Here is a 17927-nt window from a genome sequence, read left to right as displayed (position 1 = left end):
GGATTCAATTGCACTCGTTCAAGTCGGTGTACCTCTCCAATATCCCCCAATCAGTCCCCTCTCCCCCTGGGAGAGGGTTAGAGTGAGGGCATCGGCGGACTCATCGACCTAAAAGATTCAGCCGATTACGGATTCGGTGAAGACCTTTCAGGTCGGCGTACCTCTCCAATATCCCCCAATCAGTCCCCTCTCCCCCTGGGAGAGGGCTAGGGTGAGGGCATCGGCGGACTAGCCAATCACCCCTCTTCCAGCCACCAGCGCAACGGCTTGCCTTCAGCCGGCCAGAAACGCATCTGCTCGATCGGCGAGATGTCCCAGCGCTCGACATGTTCCAGCGCCTGCAGGAAGCGTTGTTCCTGCTCCATCAGTGCCGGTGCACAAAGTTTGCGGGTCTTGCCGATCTTGCCGAAGCTCAACTTGTCGCCGTCCAGCGTATACGGCGCGAACCAATGGTTGCAGCCACCGTTGCCGTAGGCGCGGCCATCATCGCCCAGGGTCACGGTCAGATGGCTGTAATCCATCAACGGCCGCTCACCGATCCACTCCAGAATGTAGCTGCGGTTCTGTTGCAGTTGCACAGGTTCTGCGGCACAGCCCACCAGGCCGGCACCGACCAGCGCGGTCAGGGCAAGGCGTTTGATCATGCCGACACCTGGCATTTCGGGCACAAGTGCTTGTCGCCAACGGCTTTCCAGCCCAGTTCGGCGATGCGCGCGGTGGCTGCCGGTTTTTCTGCGGTTTTACCGAGTTTGGCGTCCACGGCGAATTCGAAGCTCAGCTCTTTGGCGCAGCTGTCGCAATTGACCTGCCAGGTGTGGATCGCCAGCTCACCGAACACCGGGCCCGTGGTCATCGCGGTCCATTGGCCCGGCGGATTGATCAGGTGGCGGACGGTTTCAACGGTCAGGCACATGGACAAGTCCTTGCTGCCTTTGAGGGTGACCAACAGCGCGTCACCGATGCGAATCGAGCCACCATTGCCGGTGACCTGATAGCGGCCCGGAACGAGGGCGCGGCATTCGGTGAGGGTGTGTTGCGGGTTCATCAGGGTGTAGCGGAAATCGTGTTCGACCATGGGTCCTCCAAATATGCGCGACATGCTAGCACGGGCTTGATTGCAGAATGATGCGCGCGTGCAACCTTCGATCCGGTTCAAATGCCGCGACACTCATGGCAAACTGCCGGCCTCGAATCTGAAGGAACGGAACATGGCGCTGATCGAATGTTATGAATGCAAGAGGAGCATTAGCTCAGTCGCCAGTGCGTGCATTCATTGTGGGGCTCCGATGCTGGAGCAAACCGCTCAAGCCCAAACGCAGACAGGCGCGGCACCCGCCCCGGCTCAGCCTTCGACGATTTCTTTCGGCAGTCTGCCGCGTAACAAGGCAGTGCCCGAAGTCAGTGCTCCAGCGCCTGAACCGCAACCTTTACCGAAAGTCATGCCGGCTGCTGCGCGGCGTCGGCGCCAACAACCAACCGAGCAACCGGCCACTGAGCAGGCCAATGCCGACGGCAGTCGCCCGGTGGAAGGCTGGCTGAAGATCATGATCTTCCTGCTGCCGATGGTTTTCGTCTGGTTCCTGCTGCGCTACGGCCACTCGATGAAACAGCGCTTCTTTGGCTTCGGTTGGCTGGCGTTGTTGATTCTGGCGTCTTCGCTTTCGCCGAAATAGGCCGCCAAACCGTCAACCCTCGACCTGGTTCTGTGGCGTTCCTGCCACCCAGGTCGCGATGTTGTGCAGTGTGGTTGCGGCAATCGCACCCAGTGCTTCACGGGTCAAAAAAGCCTGATGCGCAGTAATGATCACGTTGGGAAAGGTCAGCAATCGCGCCAGCACATCGTCCTGCAAGGGCAGGTCGGAACGATCCTCGAAAAACAGTTGCGCCTCTTCTTCATAGACATCCAGGCCCAGATAGCCGAGCTGGCCGTCCTTCAAGGCGTCAATCAGCGCCGGGGTGTCGACCAGACCACCGCGACCGGTATTGATGAGCATGGCGCCGGCTTGCATGTGTGCCAGCGAGTCGCGGTTGATCAGGTGTTTGCTCTGCCCGTTGAGCGGGCAGTGCAGGCTGATGATCCGCGACTGCGCGAGCAGTTCCGGCAGACTCAGATAGCGTGCGCCCAACGCCAGCACCTCCGGATTCGGGAATGGATCGCAGGCCAGCAACTCACAACCGAAGCCGTGCATGATTTTGGCGAAAGTCGCGCCGATCTGTCCGGTGCCGACAATCCCCACCGTTTTGCCGACCAGATCGAAACCGGTCAGGCCGTGCAGGCTGAAATCGCCCTCACGGGTGCGGTTATAGGCGCGGTGCAGGCGACGGTTGAGGGCGAGGATCAGCGCCACGGCATGTTCGGCCACCGCATGTGGCGAGTAGGCCGGTACACGCACCACGGCCAGTCCCAGACGTTTTGCCGCGAGCAGATCGACATGGTTGTAACCCGCCGAGCGCAGCGCAATCAGGCGCGTGCCACCAGCAGCCAGACGCTCCAGCACCGGTGCACTGAGGTCGTCGTTGATAAACGCGCAGACCACTTCATGGGCCTCGGCCAGCGCTGCCGTATCGAGGCTGAGCCGGGCCGGTTGAAATTGCAGCTCGATATCCGCCGGGCAATCGGCGGCGAGGAAGCTGTCGCGGTCGTAGGTCTGGCTACTGAAAACGAGCGTGCGCATGAAATCCTCCTGGAGCATCGACACGGATTGAATCACCCGAGACCACTTTAGCGTTGCCGGCGTTGGCCGGCATTGCCGTGGATCAGGCGCTGATCTTCGCTTGCGCGGCCAAGCGGTTGATTGCCCGTTCCAGTTCATCCAGCGCCAGCGTGGCTTTCGGATCGTCCTGTTTGAGCAGGGTTTCACTGCGCTGGCAGGCTGCGCGCAATTGCGGCACACCGCAGTAACGTGTGGCGCCGTGCAGGCGATGCACGCGTTCGAGCAAGGCATTCTGGTCGTGGCTGTCACGTGCTGCGCGGATGGCTTCGCGGTCGGCTTCCAGAGAGGCGAGGAGCATGGCCAGCATGTCCGCCGCCAGATCGGCCTTGCCGGCGGCCAGGCGCAAACCTTCCTCGTGATCGAGCACCGGCAGCTCATGGTTGCTCGCGGCACTGTCGCTGATCCGCTCCGGCCCTTGATTGCGCAAGGCCAGGCCGGTCCATTTCAGCACCACCTGCGCCAGTTGCCGCTCGCTGATCGGTTTGGTCAGGTAGTCGTCCATGCCGCTTTGCAGCAGTGCGCGTTTTTCGTTGGCCATGGCGTGGGCGGTGAGGGCGACGATCGGCAGCGGCGTGCAGTGCCGCTCGCTTTCCCACTGGCGAATGGTTTCGGTGCTCTGGCGGCCGTCCATGCCCGGCATTTGCACGTCCATCAGCACCAGATCGAAGGATTCGCTCTGCACCGCTTTGACCGCCGCGTAGCCGCTTTCTACCGCGAGCACCTTGGCGCCCATGTCTTCGAGCAGGGTTTGCACCAGCAGCAGGTTGGCCGGGTTGTCGTCGACACAGAGCACTTTCGGCGCGCGGCTCGACAGCGGTTCGCCCGGCTCATTGCGGGGCTGGCGCGGGTTGACCAGATCGGCCAGGGCGCGACGCAATTTACGCGTGCAGGCCGGTTTCGCTTGCAGTTGGCTGTGCGGATTCGGTACCGATAAATGGAACAACGTCTGTTCGGTGGTCGGGCACAGCACCAGCACTTTGCAGCCGAGGTGCTCGAGGTCCCAGATGTGCTGGTTCAAACGCTCGGGCAGCATGTCGTTGCTGGTGATGCCGATGACCGCCAGATCAATCGCCTGATCGGTCTGGTGGGCGCCGGTGACGCCATTGGTCAAACTTTCGAGGGTGTTGAACGGCGTGACATCGAGGCCACAGTCTTCCAGTTGGTGCTGCAAGGCCTGACGCGCCAGTTCGTGATTTTCCAGCACCGCCACGCGGCGCCCGAGCAGCGGCGCGGCCGGCAAGTCTTCGGCGTCGTCGCGGGTCTTGGGCAGGCTCAGGCTGATCCAGAATTCCGAGCCTTCGCCCGGCGTGCTGTCGACGCCGATTTCGCCGCCCATCTGTTCGATCAGGCGTTTGGAAATCACCAGCCCCAGACCGGTGCCACCTGGCTGGCGCGAAAGCGAATTGTCGGCCTGACTGAACGCCTGGAACAACGCGCGCACGTCCTGGTTCGACAAACCGATACCGGTGTCCTGAATGCTGATGCGCAGTTGCACGCTGTCTTCCTGTTCATCTTCAAGCATCGCGCGGGCGACGATGGTGCCTTCGCGGGTGAACTTGATCGCGTTGCTCACAAGATTGGTGAGGATCTGCTTCAGACGCAGCGGGTCACCGACCAGCGACAGCGGCGTGTCGCGATAGACCAGGCTGACCAGCTCCAGCTGTTTGGCGTGCGCGGCGGGGGCGAGGATGGTCAGGGTGTCCTGCAACAGGTCGCGCAGGTTGAACGGAATGTGGTCGAGCACCAGTTTGCCGGCCTCGATTTTCGAGAAGTCGAGGATCTCGTTGATAATTCCCAGCAGGCTGTCGGCGGACTTTTCGATGGTGCCCAGATAGTCGAGCTGACGCGGAGTCAGTTCGCTTTTCTGCAACAGATGGGTGAAGCCGAGAATGCCGTTGAGCGGCGTGCGGATCTCGTGGCTCATGTTGGCGAGGAATTCGGACTTGATCCGGCTCGCCTCCAGCGCTTCTTTGCGCGCCAGGTCCAGTTCGATGTTCTGGATCTCGATGGTTTCCAGATTCTGGCGGACGTCTTCGGTGGCCTGATCGACACTGTGCTGGAGTTCTTCGCGGGCGTTCTGCAGGGTGCCGGCCATGCGGTTGATGCCGGAGGCCAGCTCATCCAGTTCCTGACTGCCGAGCGGCGGCAGACGCGTTTCCAGATGACCATCCTTGAGCTGCGCGACAGCTTGTTTGATCTGGCTCAGCGGACGATTGATGGTGCGGCCCATGCGCAATGCCAGCAGCGCCGCGCCCGCCAGACCGGCGGCAATCAGCAGCAGGCTGGCAAACAGGCTGCGATAACCGCGCAGCAGCATGCCGTTGTGCGACAGTTCCAATTCGACCCAGCCGAGCAGTCGGTCGGACTCTTGCGGGATCAGTTCGCCGGCGAGGTTGCGATGTTTGCCGAAGACCGGCATCAGGTAACGGGTCGCGTCATTGCCACTGCGCCGTTGCAAAAGCGCGCTGTCGCCGCTGGGCGCCTGATTGAGCATGGTCGGGCCGGCGTGGGCCAGCGGCGAGCGGTCCGGGGCGAGGAAGGTCACCGCGCGCACGTCCGGTTGTTCAAGGGATTGCGTGGCGATGCGCTCAAGCAACTCGCTGTTGCCGTGACCCATGGCAGGGGCCACCAGCGGCGCCAGTTGCTCGGCGATCATTTCACCGCGTTGCATCAATTGGCTCTGCAAGTCGGACTGCTGCGTCCAGGTGAAATAACCACCCAGCACCAGCGCCATCAGGCTGGTCGGCAACAAGGTCAGCAACAACACGCGACCTTTGATTCCCAGTTTCTTGAGCACGCCTATCTCCTGCATCCCGCTGATCTGTTGACTCATGCGTGCATCCGGCACGCGACATGGGCGCAGTGTAGCGATTTGCTCGCGGGCAATCTCCGGAAAAATGCGCTCAGGGGGGGGAGGGCGCCAGTGCTCGTTTGTCAGAAAGGGCAGCCTTGTGTTGCCCGCTGTCCGACAATCTTGAATAATCGCACACAACTGAGAATTACTTGCAGATACTCATGACTCCTGTTTCCGTCAGCCAGCCACGCATTCTTTCTATCGAAGACGATCCGGTCCTCGGTGCCTATGTTCACGAACATCTGGGACGCAGCGGCTTTCAGGTGACCTGGTGCCAGAACGGTCAGGAAGGCCTGAGCATCGCCAAACGCCAGCCGTTCGACGTGGTGCTGATGGATATCCTGTTGCCTGGAATGGACGGTTTGAATGTATTGACGCAATTGCGCCAGAGCCATTCGACCCCGGTGCTGCTGATGTCGGCCCTTGGCGCGGAGGCGGATCGCATCAGTGGTTTCCGGCTGGGCGCCGACGATTATTTGCCCAAGCCGTTCAGCATGACCGAGTTGCATGTGCGCATCGAAGCGATCCTGCGCCGGGTTGCTCTTGATCGGCGTCCAGCCACTCTCGCGGTACCAGTCGCGGCTGGCACGCTGCGTTTTGACGATGAGCAATGCGATGTTTATTTTCGCGAGCACGCTGCCGGGCTGACTCGCAGCGAATACCGTCTGCTGGAAACCCTCAATCGCAATGACGAAGAAGTGCTGAGCAAAGCCTTTCTTTATCAGCACGTTTTGCAGCGTGGTTACGCGGCCCACGACCGCAGTCTCGACATGCACATCAGCCAGATCCGCCGCAAGCTCAAAGCCATCGGCTATACCGAGCGCGAAGTGCGCACGGTGTGGGGCAAGGGTTATGTCTTGAGCGCCTGCGATGAAAATCTCTGAACTGCCGGGCCGGCATTCGCTGTTCTGGAAACTGGCCTGCCTGTTGGTCGCATTCTGTCTGCTGATGATCTGGCTGAGCTGGTCGTGGGGCCGTTACATGGAGGAGCGCAATCAGTTCCTCTCCGACGAGGCTCGCGGGACGCTGACTCGTTACGCCGCGCAAGCGGAACAGGCGTGGCAGCATGGTGGACGCAACGGTGTCGATAGCTGGTTGCAGAGCATGGAATTGCGCGAAGCCAGCTGGGTCGGCGTGATCGGCGGCAACTTGCAGTCGTTGAGCAGTGAGCCGCTGAATGAGCAGGAAATCCAGCACCTGACGTTCTTGCGCGGCCTCGACTGGCCGATTCACAAAAAGAACCGGCCGTGGCTGCGTGTGCCGTTTCCCAAAGAGCCATCTGCCGGCAGCCTGGTGATTGAATTGCCCGAGCGCTTCGTGCCGGGGAAATACCGCGTGTTCTGGCGCGTCATCACTAACGGCGTGATTCCGGGCCTGTTCACCTTGTTGCTGTGTGTCGGTCTCTATCGTTTATTGGTGGTGCCGCTGAACAACCTTCGCGAACAGGCCAACGCCTGGCGCGCCGACCAATTGAATGTGCGGCTGTCGAGCGGTATCACCCAGCGCCCGGATGAACTCGGTGAACTGGCCCGGGCGTTCGACTCGATGTCCGAACGCCTGCAATCGACCGTTGCTCTGCAACAGCAACTGCTGCGTGATTTGTCCCACGAGTTGCGCACGCCGCTGAGCCGACTGCGCGTCGCCAGTGAAAGCGAACAGGGACTGGTGCAGCTACGCGAACGTATCGGTCGCGAAGTTGACGGTATGCAACGTCTGGTCGAAGACACCCTGCAACTGGCTTGGCTCGACACTGACCGCACGCCGCTGCCGGATGAAGCCATTCAAATTCAGGCGCTGTGGGAGATGCTCACGGATAACGCCTGTTATGAAAGCGGCTGGCCGAGTCTGCAATTGCAGTGCGCGGCCGAGTCCTCATGCTGGGTGCGTGGCAACCTGAATACGCTGGCGCAGGCGCTGGAGAACATTCTGCGTAACGCGATTCGGCATTCGCCGGCGGGTGGGATCGTGCGACTGGATGCACGCAGGGATGGCGATTACTGGCACCTGTGGCTGGAAGATCAGGGCGGCGGCGTAGCGGAAGGGGATCTGGAACGGATCTTCTCACCGTTCACCCGACTCGACGGCTCGCGGCCCGGCGACGGTGGATTCGGCTTGGGGCTGAGCATCGCGCGCAATGCCGTGCAGCGTCAGGGCGGAAGTATTTGGGCGGAGAACAGCGGGGCGGGGTTGCGCTTGAATTTGCGCTTGGTAGCGGATGACGGTGGTGCGGCGACTGACGCCTTCGCGAGCAGGCTCGCTCCCACATTGGATCTCGGTTCGCCGCAGATTGTCTGAGTGCCTCAGCGCTTCTGTAGGAGTGAGCCTGCTCGCGATGTAGTCCGCTCGGGCCGCCAATCCTCCGACTTTGCGGGAGCGCTCGCCTTTTTTTGTACGACATTTCCCAAGCTGCATCGGCGGTCATTTCAAGCTTCCTGAAGGGGTTAGGCTCGTGCTTCACCTGATCTTCAAGGAATTGCGCATGACTGTATCCAGCGTTACTGGCAGCCCGGATGGCGAACGTTTCAACGAAGTGCTCGCGCTGATTCACAGTTCCAGACATAAGGCCATGCAAGCGGTCAATACACAGCTGATTGAGCTTTATTGGCAGGTGGGGGCGCATATCAGTCGTAAGATTGAGCAGGCGGAGTGGGGCGATTCTGTTGTAGGTCAATTAGCCGAACATTTGGCTCTGACACAACCGGGATTGCGAGGTTTTACTCGTTCGAACTTGTTTCGTATGCGCCAGTTTTATGAGCTTTATCACGCCGAAGAAAAAGTCGCACCACTGGTGCGACAATTGTCCTGGTCGCACAATTTGACCATTTTCAGCCAATGCAAACGACCAGAGGAGCGCGAGTTCTACGTACGAATGGCCGTTCGAGAGCAATGGTCGAGACGTGAGTTGGAGCGGCAGCTCAAAGCAGCTTTGTTTGAGCGAAGCGTCACCGACCCGGCAAAAGCCTCCATGGCACTGCAGCAATCCCACCCCGAAGCTCTCGAGATATTCCGCGATTCCTACATGGTCGAATTTCTCGATCTGCCCGGCGCTCATTCTGAAACCGATCTGCATCAAGGCCTGCTATCTCGCCTCAAGGAATTCCTGATCGAACTTGGTCGCGACTTCTGCTTTGTCGGTTCCGAATATCCGTTGCAGGTAGGCGGTCGGGATTTCTCTCTCGACCTTCTGTTCTTCCACCGAGGGCTCAACTGCCTTGTAGCCATTGAACTCAAGGTCGGCCGTTTTGAGCCGGAATACCTCGGCAAGCTGGATTTCTATCTGGAGGCGCTGGACCGCAATGTCCGCAAGCCTCATGAAAGCCCGGCCATCGGTGTCCTGCTGTGTGCAAGCAAGGAAGATGAGGTAGTCGAGTACGCCCTCAATCGCAGTCTCTCGCCCGCATTGATAGCGGAATATCAAACCTCTCTGCCGGATAAGCAATTGCTGCAGGCCAAGTTGCATGAGTTTTATGCACTGGATACGGCGCACACAGAAAATAGCGACTAACCGCTGCTTATTCCCATAAACCATAAGCACCGCACTTTGCGTGATATGGCCTGCGCGGGTTTGCCGGTATGATAGGCGCCCCCGCACGTCTGGATTGCGAATACGCCATGACCCTGCAGTACCCAACCATCGCCGATTGCGTCGGCAACACTCCGCTGGTGCGTTTGCAGCGCCTGCCCGGTGCCACCAGCAACACCCTATTGCTCAAGCTCGAAGGGAATAACCCGGCGGGTTCGGTCAAGGACCGTCCGGCGCTGTCGATGATCACTCGCGCCGAGTTGCGCGGGCAGATCCATGCCGGCGATACGCTGATCGAAGCGACCTCGGGTAACACCGGCATCGCACTGGCCATGGCTGCCGCGATCAAAGGTTACAAAATGATCCTGATCATGCCGGACAACTCCAGCGCCGAGCGTAAAGCGGCAATGACCGCTTACGGCGCCGAGCTGATCCTGGTCAGCCAGGAAGAAGGCATGGAAGGCGCCCGCGATCTGGCGCAGCGTATGGAAGCCGAAGGCCGTGGCAAGGTGCTCGATCAATTCGCCAATGGCGACAATCCGGAAGCGCACTACACCACCACCGGCCCGGAAATCTGGCGCCAGACCCAGGGCAGCATCACGCACTTCGTCAGTTCGATGGGTACCACTGGCACCATCATGGGCGTTTCGCGCTACTTGAAAGAGCAGAGCGACAGCGTGCAGATCGTCGGTCTGCAACCGATGGAGGGCTCGGCCATTCCCGGTATCCGCCGCTGGCCGCAGGAATACCTGCCGAAGATCTATCAGGCCGACCGCGTCGACCGTATCGTCGACATGGCGCAAAGCGAGGCCGAGGACGTCACCCGTCGTCTGGCCCGTGAAGAAGGTATCTTCTGCGGCGTGTCCTCGGGCGGTGCGGTGGCAGCGATGCTGCGCCTGTCCAAAGAAGTTGAAAACGCGGTGATCGTCGCGATCATCTGCGACCGTGGCGACCGTTACTTGTCGACCGGCATTTTCGACGCGCCCAACTGATGGCCAAGCACGAGAGAGGCCTGCGCTTCCAGCCCACGGGTGGCAGCAAGGCGCCGCAAATCCCGACCGGCAAAAAGCAGCGTTTGAGCATCGAACGCCTGGCCAATGACGGTCGCGGTATCGCGTTTTTCGAAGGCAAAACCTGGTTCGTCCTCGGCGCCCTTGCCGGTGAAGAGGTCGAAGCGCGGGTGCTCGGCGCCCACGGCAAAGTGGTCGAGGCGCGCACCGAGCGCGTGTTCAAGGCCAGCGAACTGCGCCGCCCAGCACCGTGTCAGCACGCCGGCCGTTGCGGCGGCTGCAGCGTGCAGCATTTGCCCCACGGCGAACAGCTTGCCCTGAAACAGCGCATGCTCGCCGAGCAATTGTCGCGCGTTGCCGGTGTCGAACCTGAAGAGTGGGCAGCACCGCTGACCGGTCCCGAATTCGGCTATCGCCGTCGCGCCCGCATCGCCGTGCGCTGGGACATGAAAGCGAAGAAACTCGAGGTCGGTTTTCGCGCTGCCGGCAGTCAGGACATCGTCGCGATCAGCGAATGCCCGGTGCTGGTACAGCCCTTGCAACCGATCATGACCCGTTTGCCGGAGATGCTTCGTCGTTTGAGCAAGCCGCAAGCGCTGGGGCATGTCGAGTTGTTCAGTGGCTCGTCACTGGCGGTGTTGTTGCGGCACATGGCGCCGTTGTCCGAAGCGGATCTGACGATCCTCAAGGACTTCTGCCAGTTTCATGAAGCGCAATTATGGCTGCATGGTGAGGGCGAGCCACAACCGGTCGATGCGACCCAGTCGCTGGGCTATCGCCTGGAACAGTGGGATCTGGATCTGGCGTACCGCCCGGGTGACTTCATTCAGGTCAACGCCGGCGTCAACGAAGCCATGGTTGCGCAGGCGCTGGACTGGCTGAAACCGCAGGCTGATGAGCGCGTGCTGGACCTGTTCTGCGGCCTCGGCAACTTTGCCTTGCCGTTGGCCAAAAGCGTGCGTGAAGTGGTGGCGGTCGAAGGTGTGCAGACCATGGTCGATCGCGCCGAAGCCAACGCGGCCAGTAACAATTTGCATAACACAAAGTTTTTTCAAGCCGATTTATCCCAGCCTTTGACCGATGCCCAGTGGATCGGAAACGGCTTTTCTGCGGTACTCTTGGACCCACCGCGTGACGGTGCTTTCGAGGTGGTTCGCAAGCTGGCGACCCTGGGTGCCAAACGGTTGGTGTATGTGTCGTGCAACCCTGCAACTCTGGCGCGCGACACGGTCGAATTGATCAAGCAGGGCTACCGGTTAAAACGTGCCGGGATTCTCGATATGTTTCCTCAGACGGCACATGTCGAGGCCATGGCGTTATTTGAAGCGAGCCAGGATGGCTCGTCTGAATCCGCCTGATCTGTCCGCGCAGCGCTCGCTTTAGCCCCGCGAGCGCAAACGCACAATAAGGATCAGCGATTTGACGCATTGAATCTGCGTCGTAGGGAAGGTAAAGCAAGATGGTACAGGTGAGAGCACACCAGCCGATCAACACTGACGGCAGTATCAATCTCGAGGCTTGGCTCGATCACGCGGTCAGTGTCGATCTGGCACTGGATCGCGAAGCTTTGAAGGAAGCCTGCGAGTTCGCTCGCGAGGCCGAACAACAGTCCAATGCCAAGAAGAATCTGTGGGCCGAAGGCTCCGGCAGTTTCAGTACGGGCCTGGAAATCGCCGAGATTCTCGCCGACCTCAAGCTCGATCAGGATTCGCTGGTCGCAGCGGTACTTTATCGCGGCGTGCGCGAAGGCCAGATCGAACTCGCGGCCGTCGGTCAGCGCTTCGGCCCGGTGGTGGCCAAACTGATCGACGGCGTGCAGCGCATGGCGGCCATCAGCGCCAGCCTCAGCCCGCGTCAGTCGATGGTCATGGGCACGCAAGGGCAGGTGGAAAACCTGCGCAAGATGCTCGTGGCGATGGTCGACGACGTTCGCGTTGCGCTGATCAAACTGGCCGAACGCACATGTGCCATTCGTGCGGTGAAAACCGCCGACGACGAAAAGCGTAACCGTGTCGCCCGCGAAGTCTTCGATATCTATGCGCCGCTCGCGCACCGGCTCGGCATCGGTCATATCAAGTGGGAACTGGAGGACTTGTCCTTCCGTTATCTCGAACCCGATCAATACAAACAGATCGCCAAGTTGCTCCACGAGCGACGGCTTGATCGCGAGCGTTTCATCGCTGATGTGATGACTCAGCTCAAGGACGAATTGCAGGCCACCGGCGTCGATGCCGACATCAGCGGCCGGGCCAAACACATCTATTCGATCTGGCGCAAAATGCAGCGCAAGGGTCTGGAGTTCAGCCAGATCTACGATGTGCGCGCGGTACGCGTGCTGGTCCCGGAAATGCGCGACTGCTACACCGCGCTGGGCATCGTGCACACCTTGTGGCGGCACATCCCGAAAGAATTTGACGACTACATCGCCAACCCGAAAGAGAACGGCTACCGCTCGCTGCACACGGCAGTGATCGGCCCTGAGGGTAAAGTGCTTGAGGTGCAGATCCGTACGCACTCGATGCACGAAGAGGCCGAACTCGGCGTCTGCGCGCACTGGCGCTACAAAGGCACCGACGTCAAATCCGGTTCAAACCACTACGAAGAGAAAATCTCCTGGCTGCGTCAGGTGCTTGAGTGGCATGAAGAACTGGGCGACATCGGTGGTCTTGCCGAACAGTTGCGCGTCGATATCGAACCGGACCGGGTCTACATCTTCACCCCCGACGGTCACGCCATCGACTTGCCGAAAGGCGCGACGCCGCTGGACTTCGCTTACCGCGTGCACACCGAGATCGGCCACAACTGCCGTGGCGCGAAGATCAACGGGCGCATCGTGCCGCTCAACTACAGCCTGCAGACCGGTGAGCAGGTCGAGATCATCACCAGCAAACACGGCACGCCAAGCCGTGACTGGCTGAACTCGAACCTCGGTTACGTCACCACCTCGCGGGCGCGGGCGAAGATCGTTCACTGGTTCAAGTTGCAGGCGCGCGACCAGAACGTCGCGGCCGGTAAAACCCTGATCGAACGCGAACTGACGCGCCTCGGTCTGCCGGCGGTGGACTTCGACAAGCTGGCCGACAAGGCCAACATGAAAACCGCCGAGGACATGTTCGCCGCCCTCGGTGCCGGCGACTTGCGTCTGGCGCAACTGGTCAACCTCGCTCAGCAATTGGTCGAGCCGGAACGCGGTAACGAACAGCTGGAACTGATTCCGCGCAAAGCCACCGGTTACAAACCGGGCAAGCGCGGCGATATTCAGATCCAGGGTGTCGGCAACCTGATGACGCAGATGGCCGGCTGCTGCCAGCCGCTGCCGGGCGATGCGATTGTCGGTTACATCACCCAGGGCCGTGGCGTGAGCATTCACCGTCAGGACTGCGCCTCGGTGCTGCAACTGGGCGGGCGCGAGCCGGAGCGGATCATCCAGGTCAGTTGGGGGCCGGTGCCGGTGCTCACCTATCCGGTGGACATTGTCATTCGTGCCTACGACCGTTCCGGTTTGCTGCGCGACGTCTCGCAGGTGCTGCTCAACGAGCGCATCAACGTGCTGGCGGTCAACACCCGCTCGAACAAGGAAGACAACACCGCGCTGATGTCCCTGACTATCGAGATCCCGGGTCTGGATGCGCTGGGTCGTTTGCTGGGGCGGATTTCGCAGTTGCCGAACATCATCGAAACGCGGCGTAACCGTACCCCGTGAACATCGACGCCGATCAACTGTGGGAGCGAGCCTGCTCGCGAAGAGGGTGTGTCAGTCGACATCATTGTTGCAGACACACCGCTTTCGCGAGCAGGCTCGCTCCCACACGGGTTTTGTGGTGAGAGATAAATGATGTACAGCCTTGAAGACCTGCTCCACCTGATGAACCGTCTGCGCGATCCGCAGTACGGTTGCCCGTGGGACATCAAGCAAACCTACGCGACCATCGTTCCGCACACCCTCGAAGAAGCTTACGAAGTGGCCGATGCCATCGAACGCGGCGACTTCGATCATTTGCAGGGTGAACTCGGCGATCTGTTGTTTCAAGTCGTCTATTACAGCCAGTTGGCCAAGGAAGAAGGGCGTTTCGAGTTCGCCGGGGTGATCGACAGCATCACCCGCAAACTGATCCGACGTCATCCCCATGTGTTTCCTACCGGTGATCTGTATGCGCCGCTGGATGTGCCGCGCCTGAGCGAAGAGCAGGTCAAGCAGCGCTGGGAAGAGATCAAGGCCGAAGAGCGTGCGGAGAAATCCACAGCGCCCGAGCAGCTGTCATTGCTCGATGACGTGCCGGCGACGTTGCCGGCATTGTCGCGTTCGGCAAAGTTGCAGAAGCGCGCAGGCCAGGTCGGTTTCGACTGGCCGGATGCTTTGCCGGTGCTCGACAAGGTGCGCGAAGAACTCGATGAAGTCCTCGAAGCCATGTCCGAAAACGATCCCGTCGCCGTGGCTGACGAGATCGGCGACTTGCTGTTTTCCGTGGTCAACCTGGCCCGGCATCTGAAGGTCGACCCGGAAACCGCGCTGCGTGGCGCCAACGGCAAGTTCGAAAGACGTTTCCGATTTATCGAACAGGCATTGCGCGACACCCACCGTCCCATAGAAGATTGCACCCTCGAAGAGTTGGACGCCCTGTGGGGTGAAGCCAAACGTCAGGAAAAGAATGTGCCCGGCTGCGGCTGAGCAACTGCCCAAGTGAGTAAGTCCCATGAGTATTTCCCTTCGCGACCAGTTGCTCAAAGCAGGCCTGGTCAATCAAAAGCAGGCCAAGCAGGTCAGCAAGGACAAGCAGAAGCAGCAGCGTCTGGCGCACAAAGGCCAGATCGAGCTGGATGACTCGCAGCAGCGTGCCGCCCAGGAAGCCATGGCCGAGAAGGTCAAACGCGACCAGGAGCTGAACCGTCAGCAGAAAGAGAAAGCCGAAGCCAAGGCGCGTGCGGCGCAGGTCAAGCAGTTGATCGAAGTCTCGCGTCTACCGAAGCTGACCACCGAGGACTACTACAACTTCGTCGACGACAAGAAGGTCAAGCGCATCTCGGTCAACACGCTGATGCGCAACAAGCTCAGCAGCGGTTCACTGGCGATCGTCCACCATGCCGGCGGCTACGAAGTGATTCCGCGCGAAGCAGCCCTGAAGATCCAGGAGCGCGATCCGCAGCGCATCGTCCAGCTCAACGTGCAGACCGAAGAGGTCAGCACCGAAGATGATCCGTACGCGGCCTATCAGATCCCTGATGATCTGATGTGGTAAACCGATAAAGCTGTAACAACGACAAACCCCGCTCATGGCGGGGTTTGTCGTTTTCAATGCTGTGGTTGAATCAGGAGGAGCGGGCTTCGCGTTGTTGCTCTTGCACTTCGAGTTCGGCCTTGTAGTTGTGGGCATCGATCTCGTTGTGGAACATGCCGACCAGCAAGTCTTGTTGATGCACATCCCAGATGCGGATACCGGCGGCTACGCCTTCGTGGGACATGTGTGAATCGTCGCGTTCAGTTACTTTTACAGTCATCTGCTAGCTCCAAATCTCAAGTTATCTGCAGCAAGGCGTGTGCAGAACTCTGTTATAGAATTTGTTAGCCTGCTAAGTAAACGGCTGATTTGTGCAAGGTGTTGTTGCGTTTTTTGCAACAGTGCTGCAGCCCGCGTAATCCGCGACATTCGGTCGCAGGGGGCAAAGTTTCATGACAGAAGTTTCATTTTCAGAAGCGCCGAAACCCATTGTGGGAGCGAGCCTGCTCGCGAATTCGGTGGGTCAGACGACGATAGGGTGACTGAAATATCGCATTCGCGAGCAGGCTCGCTCCCACAGGGTTTTGCGGTGTACCTGCTATTTTGTTCAGGCAAAAAAAACGCCCCGAACCAGTCGGGGCGTTTTCATGTGTGGCTCAAGCCTGGGACATTACTTGCCTTCCCAGCGCTTCAGTACCAGCGTGGCGTTGGTGCCGCCGAAGCCGAAGCTGTTGCTCATCACGGTATTGATGGTGGCGTTCTCGCGGGTCTTGGTCAGCACCGGCAGATCGGCCACTTCAGGGTCCAGCTCGTCGATGTTGGCGGAGCCGGCAATGAAGTTGCCTTCCATCATCAGCATGCAGTAGATCGCTTCGTGAACGCCAGCGGCGCCCAGGGAGTGACCGGACAGGCTCTTGGTCGAGCTGATTGCAGGTGCCTTGTCGCCGAACACTTCGCGCACACCTTTCATTTCCGCAACGTCGCCGACCGGAGTCGAAGTGCCGTGGGTGTTCAGGTAGTCGATTGGCGTATCAACGGTGGACAGGGCCTGCTGCATGCAACGGATGGCGCCTTCGCCACTCGGGGCAACCATGTCGTAACCGTCGGAGGTTGCGCCGTAGCCAACGATTTCCGCGTAGATCTTGGCGCCACGGGCCAGAGCGTGTTCCAGCTCTTCAACCACGACCATGCCGCCACCGCCAGCGATGACAAAACCGTCACGGTCAGCGTCGTAGGCACGGGAAGCTTGTTCCGGGGTGTCGTTACGCTTGCTGGACAGAGCGCCCATCGCGTCGAACAGGAACGACTGGCTCCAGTGCTCTTCTTCACCGCCACCGGCGAAGACGATGTCCTGCTTGCCCATCTGGATCTGTTCCATGGCGGTACCGATGCAGTGAGCACTGGTGGCGCAGGCAGAAGCGATGGAGTAGTTCAGGCCCTTGATCTTGAATGGCGTGGCCAGGCAAGCGGAAACGGTGCTGCTCATGGTCCGCGTTACACGGTATGGGCCAACGCGCTTCACGCCTTTCTCGCGCAGGATGTCCAGCGCTTCCATCTGGTTCAGCGTGGAAGCACCACCGGAACCAGCGATCAGGCCGGTACGCGGATTGGACACTTGCTCTTCGGTCAGGCCGGAGTCAGCAATGGCGTCTTTCATGGCCAGGTAGGCGTAAGCCGCTGCGTGGCCGACGAAGCGATAGATCTTGCGATCGATCAGCTCTTCAAGGTTGAGGTCGATGGAGCCGGAAACCTGGCTACGCAGACCCATTTCGGCATATTCCGGGTTGAACCGGATGCCAGGGCGGCTTGCACGCAGGTTAGCGGAGACGGTCTCTTTGTCATTGCCCAGGCACGAAACGATGCCCAGACCAGTGATAACGACGCGGCGCATGCGAATAACCCTTAGAAGTTGTCAGTGGAGGTGAACACGCCGACGCGAAGGCCTTCGGCGGTGTAGATTTCGCGACCGTCGACAGTCACCGAACCATCGGCAATGGCCAGGTTCAGCTTGCCCTTGAGGACGCGTTTGATATGAATGTTGTAGGTGACTTTCTTGGCGGTCGGCAGCACCTGACCGAAGAATTTCACTTCGCCCGAACCCAGCGCACGGCCACGGCCCGGCAGGCCTTGCCAGCCCAGGAAGAAACCGACCAGTTGCCACATGGCGTCCAGACCGAGGCAGCCCGGCATCACCGGATCACCTTCGAAGTGGCACGCGAAGAACCACAGGTCAGGGTTGATATCCAGTTCGGCGACCAATTCACCTTTGCCGTACTTGCCACCTTCTTCGCTGATCAGGGTGATGCGATCGACCATCAGCATGTTCGGGGCGGGCAGTTGCGCGTTACCTGGGCCGAACAGCTCACCGCGACTGCAGCGCAGCAGATCTTCCCGAGTAAAGGCGTTTTGTTTGGTCATGCGAGCTCCTCAATAATCCCATGCGGCAGGTGGGGCAAATCTTCCCGACCGTTCGAAGCGTTCATGCCTCGAACCGGCAGCCTACTCATAGACTATTGCGTTGTGGTGAAAGTCACAGCACCAAGGACATGAATGTACACTTGTGCACTGAAATTTTTATTCAAGCCCCTTTTGAGGCTCGTTCGGGTGCCT

At 59.9% G+C, this 17927-nt stretch carries 16 protein-coding genes; 9 read left to right on the top strand and 7 right to left on the bottom strand.

The window, feature by feature from the left end; all coding sequences use genetic code 11:
• Positions 1 to 236: 236 nt before the first annotated feature.
• Together ACRRSD_RS07750 and ACRRSD_RS07745 are read right to left on the bottom strand one after the other, a co-directional pair.
• The gene (locus ACRRSD_RS07750; RefSeq protein WP_435038485.1) at positions 237 to 641 is read right to left on the bottom strand and encodes an META domain-containing protein; all 405 of its coding nucleotides are present in this window, start codon (positions 639 to 641) and stop codon (positions 237 to 239) included.
• A complete protein-coding gene (locus tag ACRRSD_RS07745) occupies positions 641 to 1075 on the bottom strand; it encodes a hypothetical protein (RefSeq protein WP_435037701.1) in 435 nt (144 codons plus the stop codon). The genes ACRRSD_RS07750 and ACRRSD_RS07745 overlap by 1 nt, the downstream gene beginning before the upstream one ends.
• Before the next feature lie 133 nt (positions 1076 to 1208).
• Between ACRRSD_RS07745 and ACRRSD_RS07740 the strand changes: the two genes are divergently transcribed.
• Positions 1209 to 1673: a hypothetical protein gene (locus ACRRSD_RS07740; protein ID WP_435037700.1), complete on the top strand. Its 465-nt coding sequence runs from the start codon at positions 1209 to 1211 to the stop codon at positions 1671 to 1673.
• A 12-nt stretch (positions 1674 to 1685) separates the two neighbouring features.
• Here ACRRSD_RS07740 and ACRRSD_RS07735 read toward each other — a convergent pair whose 3' ends face one another.
• Both ACRRSD_RS07735 and ACRRSD_RS07730 read right to left on the bottom strand, forming a co-directional pair.
• A complete protein-coding gene (locus tag ACRRSD_RS07735; protein ID WP_435037699.1) occupies positions 1686 to 2675 on the bottom strand; it encodes a 2-hydroxyacid dehydrogenase in 990 nt (329 codons plus the stop codon).
• A gap of 82 nt (positions 2676 to 2757) precedes the next feature.
• The gene (locus ACRRSD_RS07730; protein ID WP_435038484.1) at positions 2758 to 5511 is read right to left on the bottom strand and encodes a response regulator; all 2754 of its coding nucleotides are present in this window, start codon (positions 5509 to 5511) and stop codon (positions 2758 to 2760) included.
• A 218-nt stretch (positions 5512 to 5729) separates the two neighbouring features.
• Between ACRRSD_RS07730 and ACRRSD_RS07725 the strand changes: the two genes are divergently transcribed.
• The 8 genes from ACRRSD_RS07725 (at position 5730) to ACRRSD_RS07690 (ending at position 15338) form a co-directional block, all read left to right on the top strand.
• Complete coding sequence (locus ACRRSD_RS07725) at positions 5730 to 6452, top strand: response regulator transcription factor (RefSeq protein WP_435037698.1); 723 nt, start codon at positions 5730 to 5732, stop codon at positions 6450 to 6452.
• On the top strand, positions 6439 to 7863 hold the full coding sequence (locus tag ACRRSD_RS07720) for a histidine kinase sensor domain-containing protein (RefSeq protein ID WP_435037697.1): 1425 nt from the start codon (positions 6439 to 6441) through the stop codon (positions 7861 to 7863). The genes ACRRSD_RS07725 and ACRRSD_RS07720 overlap by 14 nt, the downstream gene beginning before the upstream one ends.
• Before the next feature lie 184 nt (positions 7864 to 8047).
• Positions 8048 to 9073, top strand: a complete 1026-nt coding sequence (locus ACRRSD_RS07715) for a PDDEXK nuclease domain-containing protein (RefSeq protein WP_435037696.1) — start codon at positions 8048 to 8050, stop codon at positions 9071 to 9073.
• A 107-nt stretch (positions 9074 to 9180) separates the two neighbouring features.
• The gene (gene cysM, locus ACRRSD_RS07710) at positions 9181 to 10083 is read left to right on the top strand and encodes a cysteine synthase CysM (protein ID WP_163004698.1); all 903 of its coding nucleotides are present in this window, start codon (positions 9181 to 9183) and stop codon (positions 10081 to 10083) included.
• Positions 10083 to 11459, top strand: coding sequence for a 23S rRNA (uracil(1939)-C(5))-methyltransferase RlmD (gene rlmD, locus ACRRSD_RS07705; RefSeq protein WP_435037695.1), 1377 nt, complete (start codon positions 10083 to 10085; stop codon positions 11457 to 11459). The genes cysM and rlmD overlap by 1 nt, the downstream gene beginning before the upstream one ends.
• Positions 11460 to 11560: 101 nt before the next feature.
• Positions 11561 to 13804 (top strand): GTP diphosphokinase, encoded by a 2244-nt coding sequence (gene relA / locus ACRRSD_RS07700; protein ID WP_007917476.1) that lies wholly within the window; start codon positions 11561 to 11563, stop codon positions 13802 to 13804.
• 132 nt (positions 13805 to 13936) lie between these two features.
• A complete protein-coding gene (gene mazG / locus ACRRSD_RS07695; protein WP_435038483.1) occupies positions 13937 to 14770 on the top strand; it encodes a nucleoside triphosphate pyrophosphohydrolase in 834 nt (277 codons plus the stop codon).
• Positions 14771 to 14795: 25 nt separating this feature from the next.
• Positions 14796 to 15338 carry a DUF2058 domain-containing protein gene (locus ACRRSD_RS07690; protein ID WP_016987455.1) on the top strand — a complete coding sequence of 181 codons (543 nt, stop codon included), beginning with the start codon at positions 14796 to 14798 and terminating at the stop codon, positions 15336 to 15338.
• Positions 15339 to 15408: 70 nt separating this feature from the next.
• Here ACRRSD_RS07690 and ACRRSD_RS07685 read toward each other — a convergent pair whose 3' ends face one another.
• From ACRRSD_RS07685 to fabA, 3 genes are all read right to left on the bottom strand, one after another.
• Positions 15409 to 15597, bottom strand: a complete 189-nt coding sequence (locus tag ACRRSD_RS07685; RefSeq protein WP_034155814.1) for a hypothetical protein — start codon at positions 15595 to 15597, stop codon at positions 15409 to 15411.
• A 390-nt stretch (positions 15598 to 15987) separates the two neighbouring features.
• The gene (fabB, locus tag ACRRSD_RS07680; RefSeq protein WP_007957797.1) at positions 15988 to 17208 is read right to left on the bottom strand and encodes a beta-ketoacyl-ACP synthase I; all 1221 of its coding nucleotides are present in this window, start codon (positions 17206 to 17208) and stop codon (positions 15988 to 15990) included.
• Between the two features lie 11 nt (positions 17209 to 17219).
• Complete coding sequence (fabA, locus tag ACRRSD_RS07675; protein ID WP_003227150.1) at positions 17220 to 17735, bottom strand: 3-hydroxyacyl-[acyl-carrier-protein] dehydratase FabA; 516 nt, start codon at positions 17733 to 17735, stop codon at positions 17220 to 17222.
• Positions 17736 to 17927 lie beyond the last annotated feature (192 nt).

Source organism: Pseudomonas neuropathica, assembly GCF_051174785.1.
Lineage (GTDB): Bacteria > Pseudomonadota > Gammaproteobacteria > Pseudomonadales > Pseudomonadaceae > Aquipseudomonas > Aquipseudomonas neuropathica_A.
Note: the sequence above shows the minus strand (reverse complement) of the source record. Positions and strands in the feature narration are given on the sequence as shown.